The 15,153-nt window shown below is 66.5% G+C and carries 16 protein-coding genes; 11 read left to right on the top strand and 5 right to left on the bottom strand.

Features of this window, described 5'->3' with window-relative positions:
• Nucleotides 1-8 precede the first annotated feature (8 nt).
• Both AC04MI_RS00675 and AC04MI_RS00670 read right to left on the bottom strand, forming a co-directional pair.
• A complete protein-coding gene (locus tag AC04MI_RS00675; RefSeq protein WP_476496910.1) occupies nt 9-1,658 on the bottom strand; it encodes a methyl-accepting chemotaxis protein in 1,650 nt (549 codons plus the stop codon).
• A 280-nt stretch (nt 1,659-1,938) separates the two neighbouring features.
• Nucleotides 1,939-2,538, bottom strand: coding sequence for a chalcone isomerase family protein (locus AC04MI_RS00670; RefSeq protein WP_015016056.1), 600 nt, complete (start codon nt 2,536-2,538; stop codon nt 1,939-1,941).
• Nucleotides 2,539-2,901: 363 nt separating this feature from the next.
• Here AC04MI_RS00670 and trpE point away from each other — a divergent pair, with 363 nt between their 5' ends.
• From trpE to AC04MI_RS00625, 9 genes are all read left to right on the top strand, one after another.
• Nucleotides 2,902-4,401 carry an anthranilate synthase component I gene (trpE, locus tag AC04MI_RS00665; protein WP_436076888.1) on the top strand — a complete coding sequence of 500 codons (1,500 nt, stop codon included), beginning with the start codon at nt 2,902-2,904 and terminating at the stop codon, nt 4,399-4,401.
• On the top strand, nt 4,398-4,733 hold the full coding sequence (locus tag AC04MI_RS00660; protein ID WP_436076889.1) for a chorismate mutase: 336 nt from the start codon (nt 4,398-4,400) through the stop codon (nt 4,731-4,733). The genes trpE and AC04MI_RS00660 overlap by 4 nt, the downstream gene beginning before the upstream one ends.
• Nucleotides 4,730-5,317: an aminodeoxychorismate/anthranilate synthase component II gene (locus AC04MI_RS00655; protein ID WP_436076890.1), complete on the top strand. Its 588-nt coding sequence runs from the start codon at nt 4,730-4,732 to the stop codon at nt 5,315-5,317. Before AC04MI_RS00660 ends, AC04MI_RS00655 begins: the two co-directional genes overlap by 4 nt.
• Nucleotides 5,314-5,985 carry a LysE family translocator gene (locus AC04MI_RS00650; RefSeq protein ID WP_436076891.1) on the top strand — a complete coding sequence of 224 codons (672 nt, stop codon included), beginning with the start codon at nt 5,314-5,316 and terminating at the stop codon, nt 5,983-5,985. The genes AC04MI_RS00655 and AC04MI_RS00650 overlap by 4 nt, the downstream gene beginning before the upstream one ends.
• A 17-nt stretch (nt 5,986-6,002) precedes the next feature.
• Entirely contained in the window at nt 6,003-7,040 is a 1,038-nt protein-coding gene (gene trpD / locus AC04MI_RS00645) for an anthranilate phosphoribosyltransferase (RefSeq protein WP_056747856.1), read from the top strand.
• A 20-nt stretch (nt 7,041-7,060) separates the two neighbouring features.
• Entirely contained in the window at nt 7,061-7,210 is a 150-nt protein-coding gene (locus AC04MI_RS00640; RefSeq protein ID WP_192421952.1) for a hypothetical protein, read from the top strand.
• Nucleotides 7,203-8,006: an indole-3-glycerol phosphate synthase TrpC gene (trpC, locus tag AC04MI_RS00635; RefSeq protein WP_099731942.1), complete on the top strand. Its 804-nt coding sequence runs from the start codon at nt 7,203-7,205 to the stop codon at nt 8,004-8,006. The genes AC04MI_RS00640 and trpC overlap by 8 nt, the downstream gene beginning before the upstream one ends.
• A gap of 70 nt (nt 8,007-8,076) precedes the next feature.
• Complete coding sequence (locus tag AC04MI_RS00630; RefSeq protein WP_108497474.1) at nt 8,077-8,793, top strand: uracil-DNA glycosylase; 717 nt, start codon at nt 8,077-8,079, stop codon at nt 8,791-8,793.
• 28 nt (nt 8,794-8,821) lie between these two features.
• Complete coding sequence (locus tag AC04MI_RS00625; protein ID WP_260668760.1) at nt 8,822-9,091, top strand: DUF3253 domain-containing protein; 270 nt, start codon at nt 8,822-8,824, stop codon at nt 9,089-9,091.
• 13 nt (nt 9,092-9,104) lie between these two features.
• Here the strand turns inward: AC04MI_RS00625 and AC04MI_RS00620 are convergent, their stop codons facing one another.
• Nucleotides 9,105-10,016, bottom strand: a complete 912-nt coding sequence (locus AC04MI_RS00620) for a LysR family transcriptional regulator (protein WP_288853423.1) — start codon at nt 10,014-10,016, stop codon at nt 9,105-9,107.
• Nucleotides 10,017-10,168: 152 nt separating this feature from the next.
• Here AC04MI_RS00620 and AC04MI_RS00615 point away from each other — a divergent pair, with 152 nt between their 5' ends.
• Nucleotides 10,169-11,152 carry a Bug family tripartite tricarboxylate transporter substrate binding protein gene (locus AC04MI_RS00615; RefSeq protein WP_436076892.1) on the top strand — a complete coding sequence of 328 codons (984 nt, stop codon included), beginning with the start codon at nt 10,169-10,171 and terminating at the stop codon, nt 11,150-11,152.
• Between the two features lie 168 nt (nt 11,153-11,320).
• A complete protein-coding gene (locus AC04MI_RS00610) occupies nt 11,321-12,922 on the top strand; it encodes a gamma-glutamyltransferase family protein (RefSeq protein ID WP_436076893.1) in 1,602 nt (533 codons plus the stop codon).
• An 84-nt stretch (nt 12,923-13,006) separates the two neighbouring features.
• Here the strand turns inward: AC04MI_RS00610 and AC04MI_RS00605 are convergent, their stop codons facing one another.
• Both AC04MI_RS00605 and queA read right to left on the bottom strand, forming a co-directional pair.
• On the bottom strand, nt 13,007-13,912 hold the full coding sequence (locus tag AC04MI_RS00605) for a DMT family transporter (RefSeq protein WP_436076894.1): 906 nt from the start codon (nt 13,910-13,912) through the stop codon (nt 13,007-13,009).
• Complete coding sequence (gene queA, locus AC04MI_RS00600; RefSeq protein WP_436076895.1) at nt 13,909-15,072, bottom strand: tRNA preQ1(34) S-adenosylmethionine ribosyltransferase-isomerase QueA; 1,164 nt, start codon at nt 15,070-15,072, stop codon at nt 13,909-13,911. Before queA ends, AC04MI_RS00605 begins: the two co-directional genes overlap by 4 nt.
• Nucleotides 15,073-15,153: the final 81 nt, after the last annotated feature.

The raw sequence follows: 15,153 nt of genomic DNA, 5'->3' as shown, positions 1-15,153 counted from the left end.
TTGCCTGTTCAGGCGGTCAGCTGGCGCGGCGCCACGCTGCGGTAATCCAGACGTGATGACGCGGGGGGATTGCTGCGCACGGGGGGGGGCACGGTGTTGTTGGGGCGCGTGGCGTTGTCTGAGAGGCGGAACACCGCCACGGCGTCCACCAGCTGGCCGGCCTGGGTCTTGAGGCTGTCGGCGGCGGCCGCACTTTGTTCCACCAGGGCGGCGTTTTGCTGGGTGGCCTGGTCCATCTGCGTGATGGCCTCGCCGACCTGTGAGACGCCCTGGCTTTGTTCGCTGCTGGCAGCGCTGATCTCGCCCATGATGTCGGTCACACGCCGAATCGCGCTGACCACTTCGGTCATCGTGGCGCCTGCCTTGTCCACCAGGGCCGTGCCGCGCTCCACGCGTTCCACACTGGTCCCAATCAGACCCTTGATCTCCTTGGCGGCCTCGGCGCTGCGTTGCGCCAGGCTGCGCACCTCGCCCGCCACCACAGCAAAGCCCCGACCCTGTTCGCCCGCGCGGGCGGCTTCCACCGCGGCGTTCAGTGCCAGGATGTTGGTCTGGAAGGCGATGCCGTCGATGACGCTGATGATGTCGGCGATCTTGCGGCTGCTGTCGTTGATGCCCTTCATGGTGTCCACCACCTCGGCCACAACGTCTCCGCCCTGCACGGCCACGGTGCTGGCACTCATGGCCAGCTGGTTGGCGGTGCGGGCGTTGTCGGCGTTCTGGCGCACGGTGGAGCCCAGCTCTTCCATGGAGGCGGCGGTTTCCTCCAGTGCGCTGGCCTGCTGCTCGGTGCGGGCGCTCAGGTCGTTGTTGCCGGATGCAATCTCGGCACTGGCCGTGGCCACGCCCTCGGCGCTGTTGCGCACGTTGCCCACGATGGTGGCCAGGCGCGATTGCATGGTGGACAGTGCTTGGAGCAACTGGCCGGTTTCGTCATTGCCACTGGTGGTGATGGGGTGGGTCAGATCGCCATCTGCAATGCTTTCGGCGGCTTGTTGGCCTTGCTGTAACGGGCGCACGATGGAGCGCGTGACGGTCAGGCCCATCAATGCGCCGAGCGCGACGGCCACCAGCGTGCCTACGCCCAACAGCACCTGGCTGGCTTTGGCCAGGGTGGAGGTGTCGGCCTGGCTTTCGGCCAGCTGGGCGGCCATGGTTTTGCGCAGGTCGTCGAGGGATTGAAGGTATTTGTCGGCCAGCGGGCGCAGGTCTTTGTCCACGAGGGCGGGCACGTTGGGTTCGCCACCGCGGTGCAGTTCCCGGATTTCGTTGAGCTTGTCGTTGTAGGCCTGCCGGGCCGTCGCAATTGCGGCCAGAAGCCCCTTGGCCTGGTCGCCTTGCACCAGTGCCTCAATGCGCTTGACSTTGGCTTCCATGCCCTTCGCTGTCGCCTGGGTATCGGCGGTGAGCTTGTCCATGTAGTCGCGGTCGATGGCCTTGAGGAAGGCCTCGGTGCGTACCCAGTTCAGACGGATGTCCGACGCCCAGTCCTCCACAAGGGTTTGCTGCTCGATCTCCTGCGTGGCGACGCGCTCGCTGGCACTTTGCAGGCTGGCAATGCGCCACATCCCTGTGGCCGCAATGAGAGCCGTGATGAGAAGAATGGCGCCGAAGGATGCGCCCAGGCGCAGGCCGACGGAAAGGTTGCTGAGTTTCATGGTGGTGTCTGGCGCGTAAGGGGGCTGGGGGCAGAAGGGGCGTTACAGACGGCTCGTTGCGGGGCGCGGATAGCGCACAAAGCTCGGTTCAGGCCGTGGCCTCGGGCGCTGCGGGTGCACGCAGCGGGAGACCGGTTGTCGCGTTGTCAAAAAAGGGCTGGAAAGGTTGGGCAATGGCTGGAGCGGGGACTGAGGCACAGGCTACTCCCGGGTAGGGGGTGCGTCTGTCGGGCGCGCGACAGCCTTTGCCGGGAGGGCGTGGGTGTTTGCCCTAGGACAACTAGGACGATGACTGGGCGGTCTTGCCCAGCAACGCGTCCTTGAGCTTCCAGTCAGCTGGCGCATTGCCCAGCCAGATACCCAGCAACGCGTTGAAGAACTCGGGTTCCTTGAAGGGCTCTCCCTGCGGCTTGCCCTTGACGGTGATGATGGTGCCGGTACCCGGAATCCAGTCGATCTGGAACTGGTCTCCCGCCACCAGCTTCTTGTGGTCCGAGAAGATCTGGCTCATGCGGAGCACGCCAGGAATGAGCTTGGAGAATGCCGCGCGGTCCATGTTGTCCTCCATGCCGCGCGAGAACAGCTTGCCCAGCTCGGTGGAGTCGATGTCGCGCAGCATGGTGATGCTCATGCGCTTGGGGCCCTTCTGGGCCATGACGTCGGCGGGTGTGCCAGCTTTCTTTTCAAGATACAGCCCCGCCGTGTACACCTTGAACACTGCCTTGTAGCGCACCCCTGCGCCGTTGAGCTGCAGGGTGCTGCCGCTCAGGCTGGCGGTTTCTTCGTACTTCACGTCGGCCACGGTAATGGGCTGGGCAATGGCACTGGCTGCCAACAGGCAAGCTCCCGCCATCACAGCGCATCGCGTCAGGAATTTCATGCGCAGCTCCTTAAAAAAGAACGGTCGTTCGTTTCAAATTGTTGCAGCGCTCCTGTCGGGCCGCAACAGGGTTTTCGAGCGGTTGTGCGATCTCGCTGTGAGGGCTGTCAAATCAGCCCGCTAAAAAAGCTTTGCTACACTTTGGCCCATGTTCATTCACCACGTGTTCATCACAGGTTGCAGCGACCGGGGAGCCTGGCCCTGGCGTCAGCCTGTCGCTTTGAACGCCTGATGGCACCTGGGCAGCAGCCCCAGCGTGCACCCGTGGCCTCCACCCGGATGCGGTGAGGCCGATTGAATGGACCGCAGCGCCCCTTTTCTATTGCACAGGGACACGCGCTGCGACAGCTGGGAGCCCTCCCCGTGATCACAGAACTTGAATTCAAAAGCCTGGCCAGCGAAGGCTATAACCGCATTCCGCTCATGGCCGAGGCCTTTGCGGACCTGGAAACGCCGCTCTCGCTCTATCTGAAGCTGGCGCACACCAAAGACGGCGGCAAGCACAGCTTCCTGCTCGAATCCGTGGTGGGCGGCGAGCGCTTCGGGCGCTACAGCTTCATTGGCCTGCCCGCCCGCACCCTGCTGCGTGCCAGCGGCTTTGGCGACCAGGCCAAGACCGAGGTGGTGACCGACGGTCAGGTGGTCGAGACCGCGCAAGGCAATCCGCTCGATTTCATCGAGGCCTACCAAAAGCGTTTCAAAGTGGCTTTGCGCCCGGGGCTGCCGCGTTTTTGTGGCGGCCTGGCCGGTTACTTCGGCTACGACGCGGTGCGCTACATCGAAAAGAAGCTGGAGACCACCTGCCCACCCGACACCCTGGGCTGCCCCGACATCCTGCTGCTGCAGTGCGAGGAGCTGGCCGTCATCGACAACCTCTCGGGCAAGCTGTACCTCATTGTCTACGCCGACCCGGCCCAGCCGGAGGCGTACGCCAAGGCCAAGAAGCGCCTGCGCGAGCTGAAAGAGCAGCTCAAGTATTCGGTGAGCGCCCCCGTGGTCAAGGCCACCGAAAGCCACCCCGCCCAGCGCGACTTTGCCAAGGCCGACTACCTGGCCGCTGTGAACCGCGCCAAGGAGCTGATTGCTGCGGGTGACTTCATGCAGGTGCAGGTGGGCCAGCGCATCCACAAGCGCTACACCGAGTCGCCCCTGTCGCTGTACCGCGCGCTGCGTTCGCTGAACCCTTCGCCGTACATGTACTTCTACGACTTTGGCGATTTCCATGTGGTGGGCGCCAGCCCCGAGATCCTGGTGCGCCAGGAGAAGACCGACGAAGGCACCAAGGTCACCATCCGCCCCCTGGCCGGCACCCGCCCGCGCGGCGCCACGCCCGAGAAGGACAAGGCCACCGAGGTCGAACTCATCAACGACCCCAAGGAACGCGCCGAACACGTGATGCTCATCGACCTGGCGCGCAACGACATCGGCCGCATCGCCAAAACCGGCACCGTGAAGGTGACCGAGGCCTTTGCAGTGGAGCGCTACAGCCATGTGATGCACATCGTGAGCAACGTGGAAGGCATCCTGCACGACGGCATGACCAGCATGGATGTGCTCAAGGCCACCTTCCCCGCCGGCACGCTGACCGGTGCGCCCAAGGTGCACGCCATGGAACTCATCGACCAGCTCGAACCCACCAAGCGCGGCCTTTACGGCGGCGCCTGCGGTTACCTGAGCTACGCGGGCGACATGGACGTGGCGATTGCGATCCGCACCGGCATCATCAAGAACGGAACGCTCTACGTGCAGGCGGCTGCCGGTGTGGTAGCTGACTCGGTGCCCGAGCTGGAATGGAAAGAAACCGAACACAAGGCCCGTGCGCTGCTGCGTGCAGCAGAGCTGGTCGAGGAGGGGCTGGAATGACCTTCGCTATCACCCGAGTCAAACCCTGCACCACGATGGAGGACGTGCGCCGCGAAGTGAACGCGCTGGACGACGTCCTGGTGCCCTTGCTGGTGGAGCGCGTGGGCTACATGACCCAGGCCGCCCGCATCAAGCAAGGTGTGGAACAGGTGCGCGATGAAGCGCGCATCGAGGCCATCGTGGCCCGCGTGCGCGAACGCGCTGGGGCCGAAGGCGGCGACGCCGACGTGATGGAAGCCATCTACCGCAGCCTCATGGAAGCCTGCATTGCCTATGAACACCGCGAGTTCGCCCGTCTGCGCGAGCCCGCCCTTGCCGGGAGCGCCGCATGACTAAACTCTTGATGGTCGATAACTACGACAGCTTTACCTACAACATCGTCCAGTACTTTGGTGAACTGGGTGCCGAGGTCGAGGTGTTCCGCAACGACGAGATCACCGTGGCCGAGATCGAAGCACGCCTCAACGCGGGCCAGCTCGACCGCCTCGTCATCTCGCCCGGCCCTTGCTCGCCCGCAGAGGCGGGTATCTCGGTAGCAGCGATCAAGCACTTTGCCGGCAAGCTGCCCATCCTGGGCGTGTGCCTGGGCCACCAGAGCATTGGCGCGGCCTTCGGCGGCAACATCATCCGCGCGCAGGAGCTGATGCACGGCAAGACCAGCGTCATCACCACCACGCAAAAGGGCGTGTTTGCCGGGCTACCCGAGCAGTTCACCGTCAACCGCTACCACTCGCTGGCCATCGAGCGCGCCACCTGCCCCGATGTGCTGGAGGTGACGGCCTGGACGGAGGACGGCGAGATCATGGGCGTACGCCACAAGACGCTGGCGATCGAAGGCGTGCAGTTCCACCCCGAAAGCATCCTCACCGAACACGGCCACGCCATGCTCAAGAACTTTCTGGAGCAGCGCGCATGAGCTTCATCGACGCCCACCAGCTGGTGATGTTTATCGCCGCAGGCTGGCTGCTCAACCTCACGCCAGGCCCCGATGTGCTTTACATCGTGACCAACGCGCTCAAGACCGGCACCCGCGCGGGCATCGTGGCGGGGCTGGGCATCACGGCTGGGTGTTTTGTGCACATCTTTGCGGCCGCCGTGGGCGTGGGCGCGCTGCTGGCCGCATCGGCCACGGCGTTCACCGTGCTCAAGTGGATCGGTGCAGCGTACCTGATGTGGATGGGCGTGCGCATGCTGTTATCCAAGCCCGGTGCCGACGGGGGCAACAGCGCAGCGCTGGCAGCCGCGCAGGCGGCCCCTGCGCAGCACACACCGCTGCGCAAGGTGTTCCTCGGTGGCTTCTGGACCAATGTGCTCAACCCCAAGGTCGCGATCTTCTTCCTGGCCTTCGTGCCGCAGTTCATCGCGCCGGGCGCGGACAACAAGGCGCTGGCCTTTGTGCTGTTGGGCGTGCTGTTCAACCTCAACGCCGTCCCCGTCAATGTGGGCTGGGCGCTGGCGGCATCGTGGATGGCACGGCGCGCCGGGGTGATCCAGCGCGGCATGCACTGGCTGGACCGCGTGGCCGGTGCCATGTTCATCGGCTTCGGGCTCAAGCTGGCCTTCACAGACCAGCCCTCTGCATAAATACCAGGAGACATTCCATGCCCATTACCCCCCAGGAAGCGCTGCAGCGCACCATCGAGCACCGCGAAATCTTCCACGACGAGATGCTGCACCTGATGCGGCTCATCATGAACGGCGAACTCTCGCCCGTCATGACCGCGTCCATCATCACCGGCCTGCGCGTGAAGAAGGAAACCATCGGCGAGATCACCGCAGCCGCGCAGGTGATGCGCGAGTTCAGCACCAAGGTGCACGTCAAGGACGCGACCCACATGGTGGACATCGTGGGCACGGGCGGCGACGGAGCCAACACCTTCAACATCTCCACCTGCTCGATGTTCGTAGCCGCCGCAGCGGGCGCCAAGGTCAGCAAACATGGCGGGCGCGGTGTGTCGAGCAAAAGCGGCAGCGCCGATGTGATGGAGGCCCTGGGCATCCACATCAACCTCAAGCCCGAGCAGATCGCCCAGTGCATCGCAGAAGTCGGCATCGGCTTCATGTTTGCGCCCAACCACCACCCCGCCATGAAAAACGTGGCCCCGGTGCGCAAGGAACTGGGCGTGCGCACCATCTTCAACATCCTGGGCCCGCTGACCAACCCGGCCGGTGCGCCAAACATCCTGATGGGCGTGTTCCACCCCGACCTCGTCGGTATCCAGGTGCGCGCGCTGCAGCGCCTGGGCGCCGAACACGCGCTGGTGGTGTACGGCCGTGACGGCATGGATGAAGTGAGCCTGGGCGCCGCCACGCTGGTCGGTGAGCTGAAGAACGGCCAGATCACCGAATACGAGATCCACCCTGAAGACTTCGGCCTGCCGATGGCCAGCAACCGGGCGCTCAAGGTCGAAACACCCGAGCAGTCGCGTGAGATGCTGATCGGCGTGCTCAAGGGCGAACCCGGTGCCGCGCAGGACATCGTCTGCCTGAATGCAGGCGTGGCCCTCTATGCCGCCAACGTGGCCGAGTCCATCCAGACGGGCATTGCCAAGGCACGCGCTGCGATTGCCTCCGGCGCCGCGCTGGCCAAGCTGGAGCAGGTGGTCACGCGCACGCATGCGCTGGCCACAGCGGTCTGATACGGCGGCCTGACCCAGCCATGTGGCACGACCCGGGCACCTGGATCGCACTGGGCGTCTCTGCCCTGTTTATCGTGGCCGGGGTCGTGATGCATCGCGTGTTCACCCGCATTCTGAAACAGGGCTCCGCTGAGCCCACCGAAACCGACAAGGCAGCCAACCATGAGTAGTGACATCCTCAATAAGATCGTGGCCGTCAAGCATGAAGAAGTGGCCGCCGCCAAGAAGCGCCTGCCGTTCGACGCCATGCGCGCCGACGCCGAGAGCCGCGTGCTCACGCGCGACTTTGAAGGCGCGCTGCGCGCCAAGATCGCCAAGGGCCAGGCGGCGGTGATTGCCGAGGTCAAGAAGGCCAGCCCCAGCAAGGGCGTGCTGCGCGCTGACTTCGAGCCCGCTGACATTGCGCAAAGCTATATGGAAGGCGATGGCAAGGTCAGCGCGGCCTGCCTGTCGGTGCTGACCGACCGGCAGTTCTTTCAGGGCCAGCCCGACTATCTGAAGCAGGCCCGCGCCAGCACCTTACTGCCGGTGCTGCGCAAGGACTTCATGGTGGATGCGTACCAGATCTACGAATCCCGCGCCATGGGCGCCGATGCCATCCTGCTGATCGCTGCCTGCCTGGATGACGCCCAGATGGCTGACTTCGAGGCCATTGCCCGCAGCCTGGACATGGCCGTGCTGGTGGAGGTGCACGACCGCCCCGAGCTGGAGCGGGCGCTCAAGCTCAAGACCCCGCTGGTGGGCATCAACAACCGCAACCTGCGCACGTTTGAAGTCACGCTGGACACCACCCTGGGCATGCTCAAGGATGTGCCTGCGGACCGTTTGCTGGTCACCGAGTCCGGCATCCTCAAGCCTGCCGATGTGAAGACCATGCGCGACGCGGGTGTGCACGCCTTTCTGGTGGGCGAGGCCTTCATGCGGGCGGATGACCCTGGCCTGGCGCTGGCCAAGCTGTTCGCTTGACAGTGATCGATCACTATGTTTTTGATAGCTGCTGGAGCATATGTAACTAGCGCTACCAACCCATTTCGCCATGAATCCCTCTGAAATGCCCGCCACGCAACTCCAGACGGCCCAACCCGCCGACTGGCCGGTGGCCCCTGGCTGGCAGCCCTTGGTGGACGCCTTTTTTGCAGGCGCGCGTGGGCAGGCGTTGCTCGCTCACTTGCAGGCGCGGCTGCAGGCGGGAGCAGCGATCTTTCCGCCCCAGCCGTTGCGCGCGCTGGACCTGACGCCACCCGAAGACGTGCGCGTGGTCATCCTGGGGCAGGACCCGTACCACGGCCGGGGCCAGGCCGAGGGGCTGGCATTTTCGGTGGCGCCGGGCGTGCGGCTGCCGCCCTCGCTGCAGAACATCTTCAAGGAAATGCAGCGCGACCTGGGGGTGGCGTTTCCCCCGTTCCCGAACCCCGGCGGTAGCCTGGTCAAGTGGGCAAAGAATGGCGTGCTGCTGCTCAACACCTGCCTCACGGTGGAAGAGGGCCAGGCCGCCAGCCATGCGGGCAAGGGCTGGGAAGAGCTGACCGACACCGTCATCCGCCACGTGGCCGAGGGCCCGCGTCCGGTGGTGTTCATGCTCTGGGGCTCGCACGCACAGGGAAAGCGCGCGTGGATTCCCGCAGACCGGGGGCACCTGGTGCTCACTTCCAACCACCCCTCGCCGCTGTCGGCCCTGCGCCCGCCGGTGCCCTTCATTGGCAACGGGCACTTTGGCAAGGCGCGGGATTTTCGCGCGCAGCACGGGTACTGAGCAGGGTTCGCAACACCGCACGCGCGCCATGACCGACGCAGACGTGGAGGCGCAAATCTTCGCCTTGCTGGCGCAGCGCAAGCCGCACACGACGATCTGCCCGTCAGAGGTCGCTCGGGCGTTGGTGCCAGAGGGCGGTGATTGGCGCCACTACATGCCTCAAGTCAGGCAGGTGGCGCAGGTTTTGGCCCAGCAGCACCGCCTGCGCGTCACGCGCGGCGGGGTGCCGGTGGATGCCAAAGCGCCCGGCGGCCCGATTCGCCTCGGTCTGCCGATGGATGACCAGCCCAGCGAATAACCCACGCCAAGGGCTACCACGGCTGCGGTAGCCGTTCCTTGAGCAGCTCCAGAAACGCCTGCGCCGCCACCGGCAGGCTGCGCCCGGCCAGGGTCTGGAGTTCGATGTCGCGCAGGTCCATGCCAGGGTCGCTGATGGGCAGGGCCACGATGGCGCCTTCGGCCACCAGGTGGCGCACGGCGATCTCGCTGGCCACCGACATCCCGCCGCCCAGCTGCACAAAGTTGACCACCGTCTTGGCGTGGTTGCTGATGAGCACGGCCTCCAGCTGCAGGCCCTGGCGGCTGCAGACGATGTCGATCATCTGGCGCACCGTGGTTTCAGGAGGGGGTAGCGCGAGGGGGTACCCGGCCATCTGCGCCAGGGTCACGCTGCCTGCGCTGGCCAGCGGGTGGCCCGGGGGCAGCAGGGCCAGCACCGGCGCGCTCTGGCGGTAGGCCACGTCGATGTCCTTGTGCGGTGCGCGGCTGAAGCACAGGCCGATGTCGGCTGCGCCGCTGCGCACGGCGTCGGGCACCTGGGCCGTGGGCAAGGCGATCACGCTGAACTGCACCCCTGCGTACGTGCGCTGGAACTCCACGCACAGGCGCGGCACCAGCTCGTTCGCAAACGCATCCGATGTGGCCAGGCGCACCTGCCCCGCACGCAGGCCCTGCAGCGCGCCGATCTCGCCCAGCGCGCGCTCGGCGTCCAGCAACGTGCGGCGCGCGTGCACCGCGAGGATCTCGCCCGCCGCCGTCAACACCATGCCGCGCGGGTGGCGCTCAAAGAGGGGCGTGCCCAGCTGGGCCTCCAGCCCCGCGATCTGGCGGCTCAGTGCCGAGGCGGCCACATGCAGCCGGGCCGAAGCCTCGGTGAGCGATCCACTCTGCGCCACGGCCAGAAAGTAGCGCAGGGTGGTGTCTTGCAGCAGGTGGGGACGCATGGAGGAAGGGGCGGAGAGGGAGGTGTTCAGTATGCGCCGGTTTGCCGTGGTGGCAAAGCAGCTTGCTGAAATGCTGGTGGTCAAGCAAGGCGCAGCTTCCTAAGATGGTTCCATCCTCTGTTGTGTCCGATTTCTTTGCGGGAGTGCTCTGTATGCGTCTACTTTCCTGGGGCCGTGGTGTCTGGGGCCTGGCCGGCCTGCTGGTGCTGGCATCTGCCGCGCAGGCACAAGCCAACTGGCCGGATCGCCCTGTGCGGGTGATCGTGCCCTTCCCCGCCAGCGGCGCGACCGACCTGGTGGCCCGCACCGTTACCCAGCGCGTCGCGGCCGACCTGGGACAGCAACTGGTGGTGGACAACAAGCCCGGCGCTGGCGGCACCCTGGGCACGGCCGAGGCGGCCAAGGCCGCGCCCGACGGCTACACCCTGCTGCTGACCACCAGCAGCACACATGCCATCTCGCCCCACCTCATGCCCAAGCTGGCTTATGACCCGCGCAAGGACTTCACGCCGGTGGCCCATGTGGCCGACGCACCCAGCGTGCTGCTGGTCACCAACAGCCTGCCGGTCAAGACCGTGGGCGAGCTGATTGCCTACGCCAAGGCCCACCCCGGCAAGCTCAACTACGCCACCAGCGGCAATGGCACCATCGTGCACCTGAACACGGCCGCCTTCAGCGCCCAGGCGGGTGTGGAGATGACGCACATCCCCTACAAGGGCACGGCCCTGGCCATCCCGGACCTGATTGCCGGGCAGACGCATGTGCTGTTTGACTCTCTGCCCACCGGCATGCCGCACGCCAAGGCCGGACGCCTGCGCGCCATCGCGGTGACCAGCGAAAAGCGCAGCACCCTGGCGCCCGAGCTGCCCACGCTGGCCGAGTCCGGCCTGCCCGGTTATTCGTCGGTGACCTGGTTTGGTGTGTACCTGCCTGCGGGCGCACCGCCCGCGCTGGTCGAGAAGGTGCACAAGGCCTTCGCCAAAGCCGTGCAGGCGCCCGAAGTGGCCGAGAGCCTGGCCAAGCTGGGCGTGGAGCCCGCCGCACCGCGCACGCCCGCGCAGTTTGGTGCCATGGTGCAGGCCGACAGCAACCGCTGGGCGACGGTGATTCGCCAACACAAAATAACCCTGGAGTGACATCCCCCTGAGCGGCTTTGCCGCTTCCCCCTTCTCTCGAATGGCGTTGCCATTCGGGAAGGGGGACGACGCCCTCGGTGCGGGGCGGCCCTTCCTCGGCGTCCCTCGCTTTGCGCCGCGCCGGTTTCATGCAGCCCGCCCTGTGCGGGGCAACAGAGTCAGAACGCTATGAATACCCCATCCCTCGACTGGTCCCTTCCCTACGCCTCTAACCGCAGTGCGGTCATGGGCCGCAACGTGGTCTCCACCTCGCAGCCGCTGGCGGCGCAGGCGGGCCTGCGCATGCTGCTGGCAGGCGGCAACGCGGTGGACGCCGCCATTGCCGCTGCCATGGCGCTCACGGTGGTGGAGCCCACGGGCTGCGGCCTGGGCAGCGACGGGTTTGCCATCGTGTGGGATGGCAAGGAGCTGCATGGCCTCAATGCTTCGGGCCGCTCGCCTGCGGCATGGACGCCGGAATATTTCGAGAAGCTGGGCGGCATTCCCGAAACCGGCTGGAACGCCGTCACCGTACCGGGTGCCGTGTCGGCCTGGGTGGCCTTGTCCAAGCGCCTGGGCAAGCTGCCGTTTGCACAACTGGCCCAGCCCGCCATCGACTACGCGCGCAACGGCTTTCCGGTGTCGCCCACCATCGCCCGCCTGTGGGCGCTGGGCGCGGCCAAGCTGGGCACGCAGCCCGGGTTTGCCGAGTGCTTCATGCCGAATGGTCGCGTGCCCCAGGCGGGCGAAATCTTCCGCAGCGACGCCCATGCGCGCACGCTGGAGCTGATTGCCGAGACCGAGGGCGAGGCCTTCTACCGGGGCGTGATTGCCGAACGCATTGCCGCCCATGCGCAAGCCAACGGCGGCGCCATGACGATGGCCGACCTGGCCGCGCACCAGGCCGACTGGGTGGGCACCATCCAGCAGCGGTTTGGGGACTCGGTCATCCACGAGATCCCGCCCAACGGCCAGGGCATTGCCGCGCTGATGGCGCTGGGCATGCTCGACGCGCACGGCATTGGCGCGCACCCGGTGGACGATGTGGAGACCGTGCACGCCAGCATCGAGGCCATGAAGCTCGCGTTTGTCGACCTGCACCAGTACAACGCCGACATCGACGCCATGCCGGTGAAACCGGATGCGCTGCTGAACCCCGACTACCTGCGCAGCCGCGCCGCGCTGATCGACACCACGCGCGCTGGCGACCCCGGCTACGGCGCGCCGCGCCCCGGCGGCACGGTGTATCTGGCGGCGGCCGACGCGTCCGGCATGATGGTCTCGTTCATCCAGTCCAACTACATGGGCTTTGGCTCAGGCGTAGTGGTGCCGGGCACGGGCATCAGCCTGCAGAACCGSGGCCATGGCTTCAACCTGATCCCGGGCCACGCCAACCAGGTGGCGCCGCGCAAGCGCCCCTCGCACACCATCATCCCGGCCTTTGCGATGCATGCCGACGGCACGCCGCAGATGGCGTTTGGCGTGATGGGCGGCCCCATGCAAAGCCAGGGCCACACCCAGATGGCGCTGCGCGTGCTGCGCTACGGCCAGAACCCGCAGGCAGCCGCTGATGCGCCGCGCTGGCGCATCACCGGCGGCAAGGGCGTGGCGGTGGAGCCAGGCTTTGACCCCGCCGTGGTCGCCGCACTGCGTGCACGTGGGCACGAGGTGACGGTGGAAGAGGGCAACGGCGTGTTCGCCTTTGGCGGCGCGCAGCTGGTGCTGAAGAACGGCAACAGCTACATCGCTGGCTCCGACCCGCGCAAGGACGGGCACGCGGTGGCGTTCTGATCCATGCCCAGGCGGCGGGCTTGAAGCTATTGAATATATAGCTGCTCAGGCATATTGCACTAGCGCTACCGGCTGTTTTGGTGCTTAACGGGTCTCGCGCACGGTCAGCCAGGCGCTGGCCGCGCCGCTGAGCACGATGGCCGCGATGCCCGCCATGGACCACGCATCGGGCACATGGCGGTACACCAGCCAGCCCGCCAGCATGGCAAACCCGATCTGTGAATACAGGAACGGCGCAATCGTCACCGGCGTGGTGCGCGCATAGGCGTTGAGCAGCAGCATGTGGCCCACCGCGCTCGACAGGCCCATGGTGAACATGCCGGCCCACAGCCACGGGTCGCTCACCGGCTGCCAGAAGAACGGCACGCCCAGCGACACCAGCGCGGTGGCGATCCAGCTGGTGTAGAGCTGCGTGGTGGCGGGGCTCTCGTGCCCGGCCATCTTGCTGCTCAGCACCTGGTAGCCGGTGCCCGCAGCCAGCATGCAAAGCGGCCACAGCAGCGCCCAGGTGAAGGCCTCGCCGCCGGGCCGGATGATGGCCAGCGTGCCCGCCAGGCCCGTCACCACCAGCAGCCAGCGCAAAGGGCTCACCGGCTGGTGCAGCCACAGGGCCGCCACCACCGTCACACACAGCGGCACCGTGGCCACGATGGCCGTGAACTCCGCCAGCGGCAGGGCCGTGAGGCTGATGAAGCCGAACAGGCTGGTCATGGCGAACAGCGCGCCGCGCAAGGCCTGGAAGCGGGGCTGTGTGGTGCGCAGGGCTGGGCGCCCCGCCCGTTGCAGCACGAAGGCCGTGGTCAGCAGCGACTGGAACACATAGCGCATCCACAGCGCCATGACGATGGGCACACCCACACTGACCAGCTTGCTCGCGGCGTCCAGCAGCGCAAAGAACGCGCAGGCTGTGACGGCGAGCGCGATGCCCGCCAGCGCCGCACGCCGGCGGGCTGCAGGGCTGGTCGACGTCGCAGGGCCTGAGGAACTCACGGCGTGCTGCGTGCACGCTCCAGCAGCATGGCGTCGCCATAGCTGAAGAAGCGGTACTGCTGCGCAATGGCGTGCCGGTACAGGCCCATGATGTGGGCGTAGCCCGCAAACGCGCTCACCAGCATCATCAGCGTGCTCTTGGGCAGGTGGAAGTTGGTGACCAGCACATCCACCACCTGGAATGCAAAGCCCGGTGTGATGAAGATGTTGGTGTCGCCAGAGGCCTGGCCCGTCTTCGCCCAGGATTCGAGTGTGCGCACGGTGGTGGTGCCCACGGCCACCACGCGGCCGCCGCGCTGGCGGCAGCGCTCCAGCGCGGCCAGCGTGGCCAGCGGAATCTCGTACCACTCGCTGTGCATCTGGTGCTCGGCCAGGTTCTCGGTCTTGCAGGGTTGGAAGGTGCCTGCGCCCACGTGCAACGTGACGCTGGCGCGCTCGATGCCGCGTGCGGCCATGTCGGCCAGCACGCCTTCGTCAAAGTGCAGCGCGGCAGTGGGCGCGGCCACGGCGCCGGGGTTGCGCGCGAACACGGTCTGGTAGCGCTGGCTGTCCTCGGCCTCGTCCGGGTCGTGGTCGGTGTTTTGCTGGCGCTCGATGTAGGGCGGCAGCGGCAGGTGGCCGTGGCGGTCCATCAGCTCCCAGGGTGACTCGCCTGCGGGGCCGTGCAGCGCAAAGCGGAACAGCGGGCCGTCCTCGGTGGGCCAGCGGCCCAGCAGCTGCGCGTCAAAGCCGCCCGCCTTGCGGCCACCAGCCATGTGCACCACGCTGCCGGGCAGGGGCTTCTTGCTGACCTTCATGTGGGCCACGACTTCATTACCTGGGTTGCCAGCCTCTGCGGGCAACACGCGTTCGATCAGCAGCTCCAGCTTGCCGCCGCTGGCCTTCTCGCCAAAGATGCGTGCCTTGACCACGCGCGTGTCGTTGAAGACGAGCAGGTCGCCCTCGCGCAGCAGGCCGGGCAGCTCGCGAAAGATGCGGTCCACCGGCTGCATGGCGCGGCCGTCCAGCAGGCGCGAGGCGCTGCGTTCGGGCGCGGGGTGCTGGGCAATGAGTTCGGGGGGCAGCGAGAAGTCGAAGTCGCTGAGGGTGAACACGCGGGGCGTGGAAGGGCCGCCGGAGGCGAGGGGCGCACTGGTTGCGCCGCTGGAGAGATCAGTCATCGTGCTTGAGGGCCGAACGGGCCCGTGCCAAGGTAAAAATTGCGGAAGGCGCGATTGTCCCACGGGGCTGCAGCCCCTGCA

The organism is Acidovorax sp. LjRoot204 (assembly GCF_056175785.1).
The sequence above is the reverse complement of the archived record's forward strand: the minus strand, read 5'-3'. Positions and strand labels throughout refer to the sequence as shown.

What these genes read in the sequence shown, in the direction of transcription:
- AC04MI_RS00670 (WP_015016056.1), bottom strand. Translation starts at nt 2,538, where the DNA reads ATGAAATTCCTGACGCGATGCGCTGTGATGGCGGGAGCTTGCCTGTTG.
- AC04MI_RS00660 (WP_436076889.1), top strand. Translation starts at nt 4,398, where the DNA reads ATGACCTTCGCTATCACCCGAGTCAAACCCTGCACCACGATGGAGGAC.
- AC04MI_RS00655 (WP_436076890.1), top strand. Translation starts at nt 4,730, where the DNA reads ATGACTAAACTCTTGATGGTCGATAACTACGACAGCTTTACCTACAAC.
- AC04MI_RS00650 (WP_436076891.1), top strand. Translation starts at nt 5,314, where the DNA reads ATGAGCTTCATCGACGCCCACCAGCTGGTGATGTTTATCGCCGCAGGC.
- trpD (WP_056747856.1), top strand. Translation starts at nt 6,003, where the DNA reads ATGCCCATTACCCCCCAGGAAGCGCTGCAGCGCACCATCGAGCACCGC.
- AC04MI_RS00640 (WP_192421952.1), top strand. Translation starts at nt 7,061, where the DNA reads ATGTGGCACGACCCGGGCACCTGGATCGCACTGGGCGTCTCTGCCCTG.
- trpC (WP_099731942.1), top strand. Translation starts at nt 7,203, where the DNA reads ATGAGTAGTGACATCCTCAATAAGATCGTGGCCGTCAAGCATGAAGAA.
- AC04MI_RS00630 (WP_108497474.1), top strand. Translation starts at nt 8,077, where the DNA reads ATGAATCCCTCTGAAATGCCCGCCACGCAACTCCAGACGGCCCAACCC.
- AC04MI_RS00625 (WP_260668760.1), top strand. Translation starts at nt 8,822, where the DNA reads ATGACCGACGCAGACGTGGAGGCGCAAATCTTCGCCTTGCTGGCGCAG.
- AC04MI_RS00620 (WP_288853423.1), bottom strand. Translation starts at nt 10,016, where the DNA reads ATGCGTCCCCACCTGCTGCAAGACACCACCCTGCGCTACTTTCTGGCC.
- AC04MI_RS00615 (WP_436076892.1), top strand. Translation starts at nt 10,169, where the DNA reads ATGCGTCTACTTTCCTGGGGCCGTGGTGTCTGGGGCCTGGCCGGCCTG.
- queA (WP_436076895.1), bottom strand. Translation starts at nt 15,072, where the DNA reads ATGACTGATCTCTCCAGCGGCGCAACCAGTGCGCCCCTCGCCTCCGGC.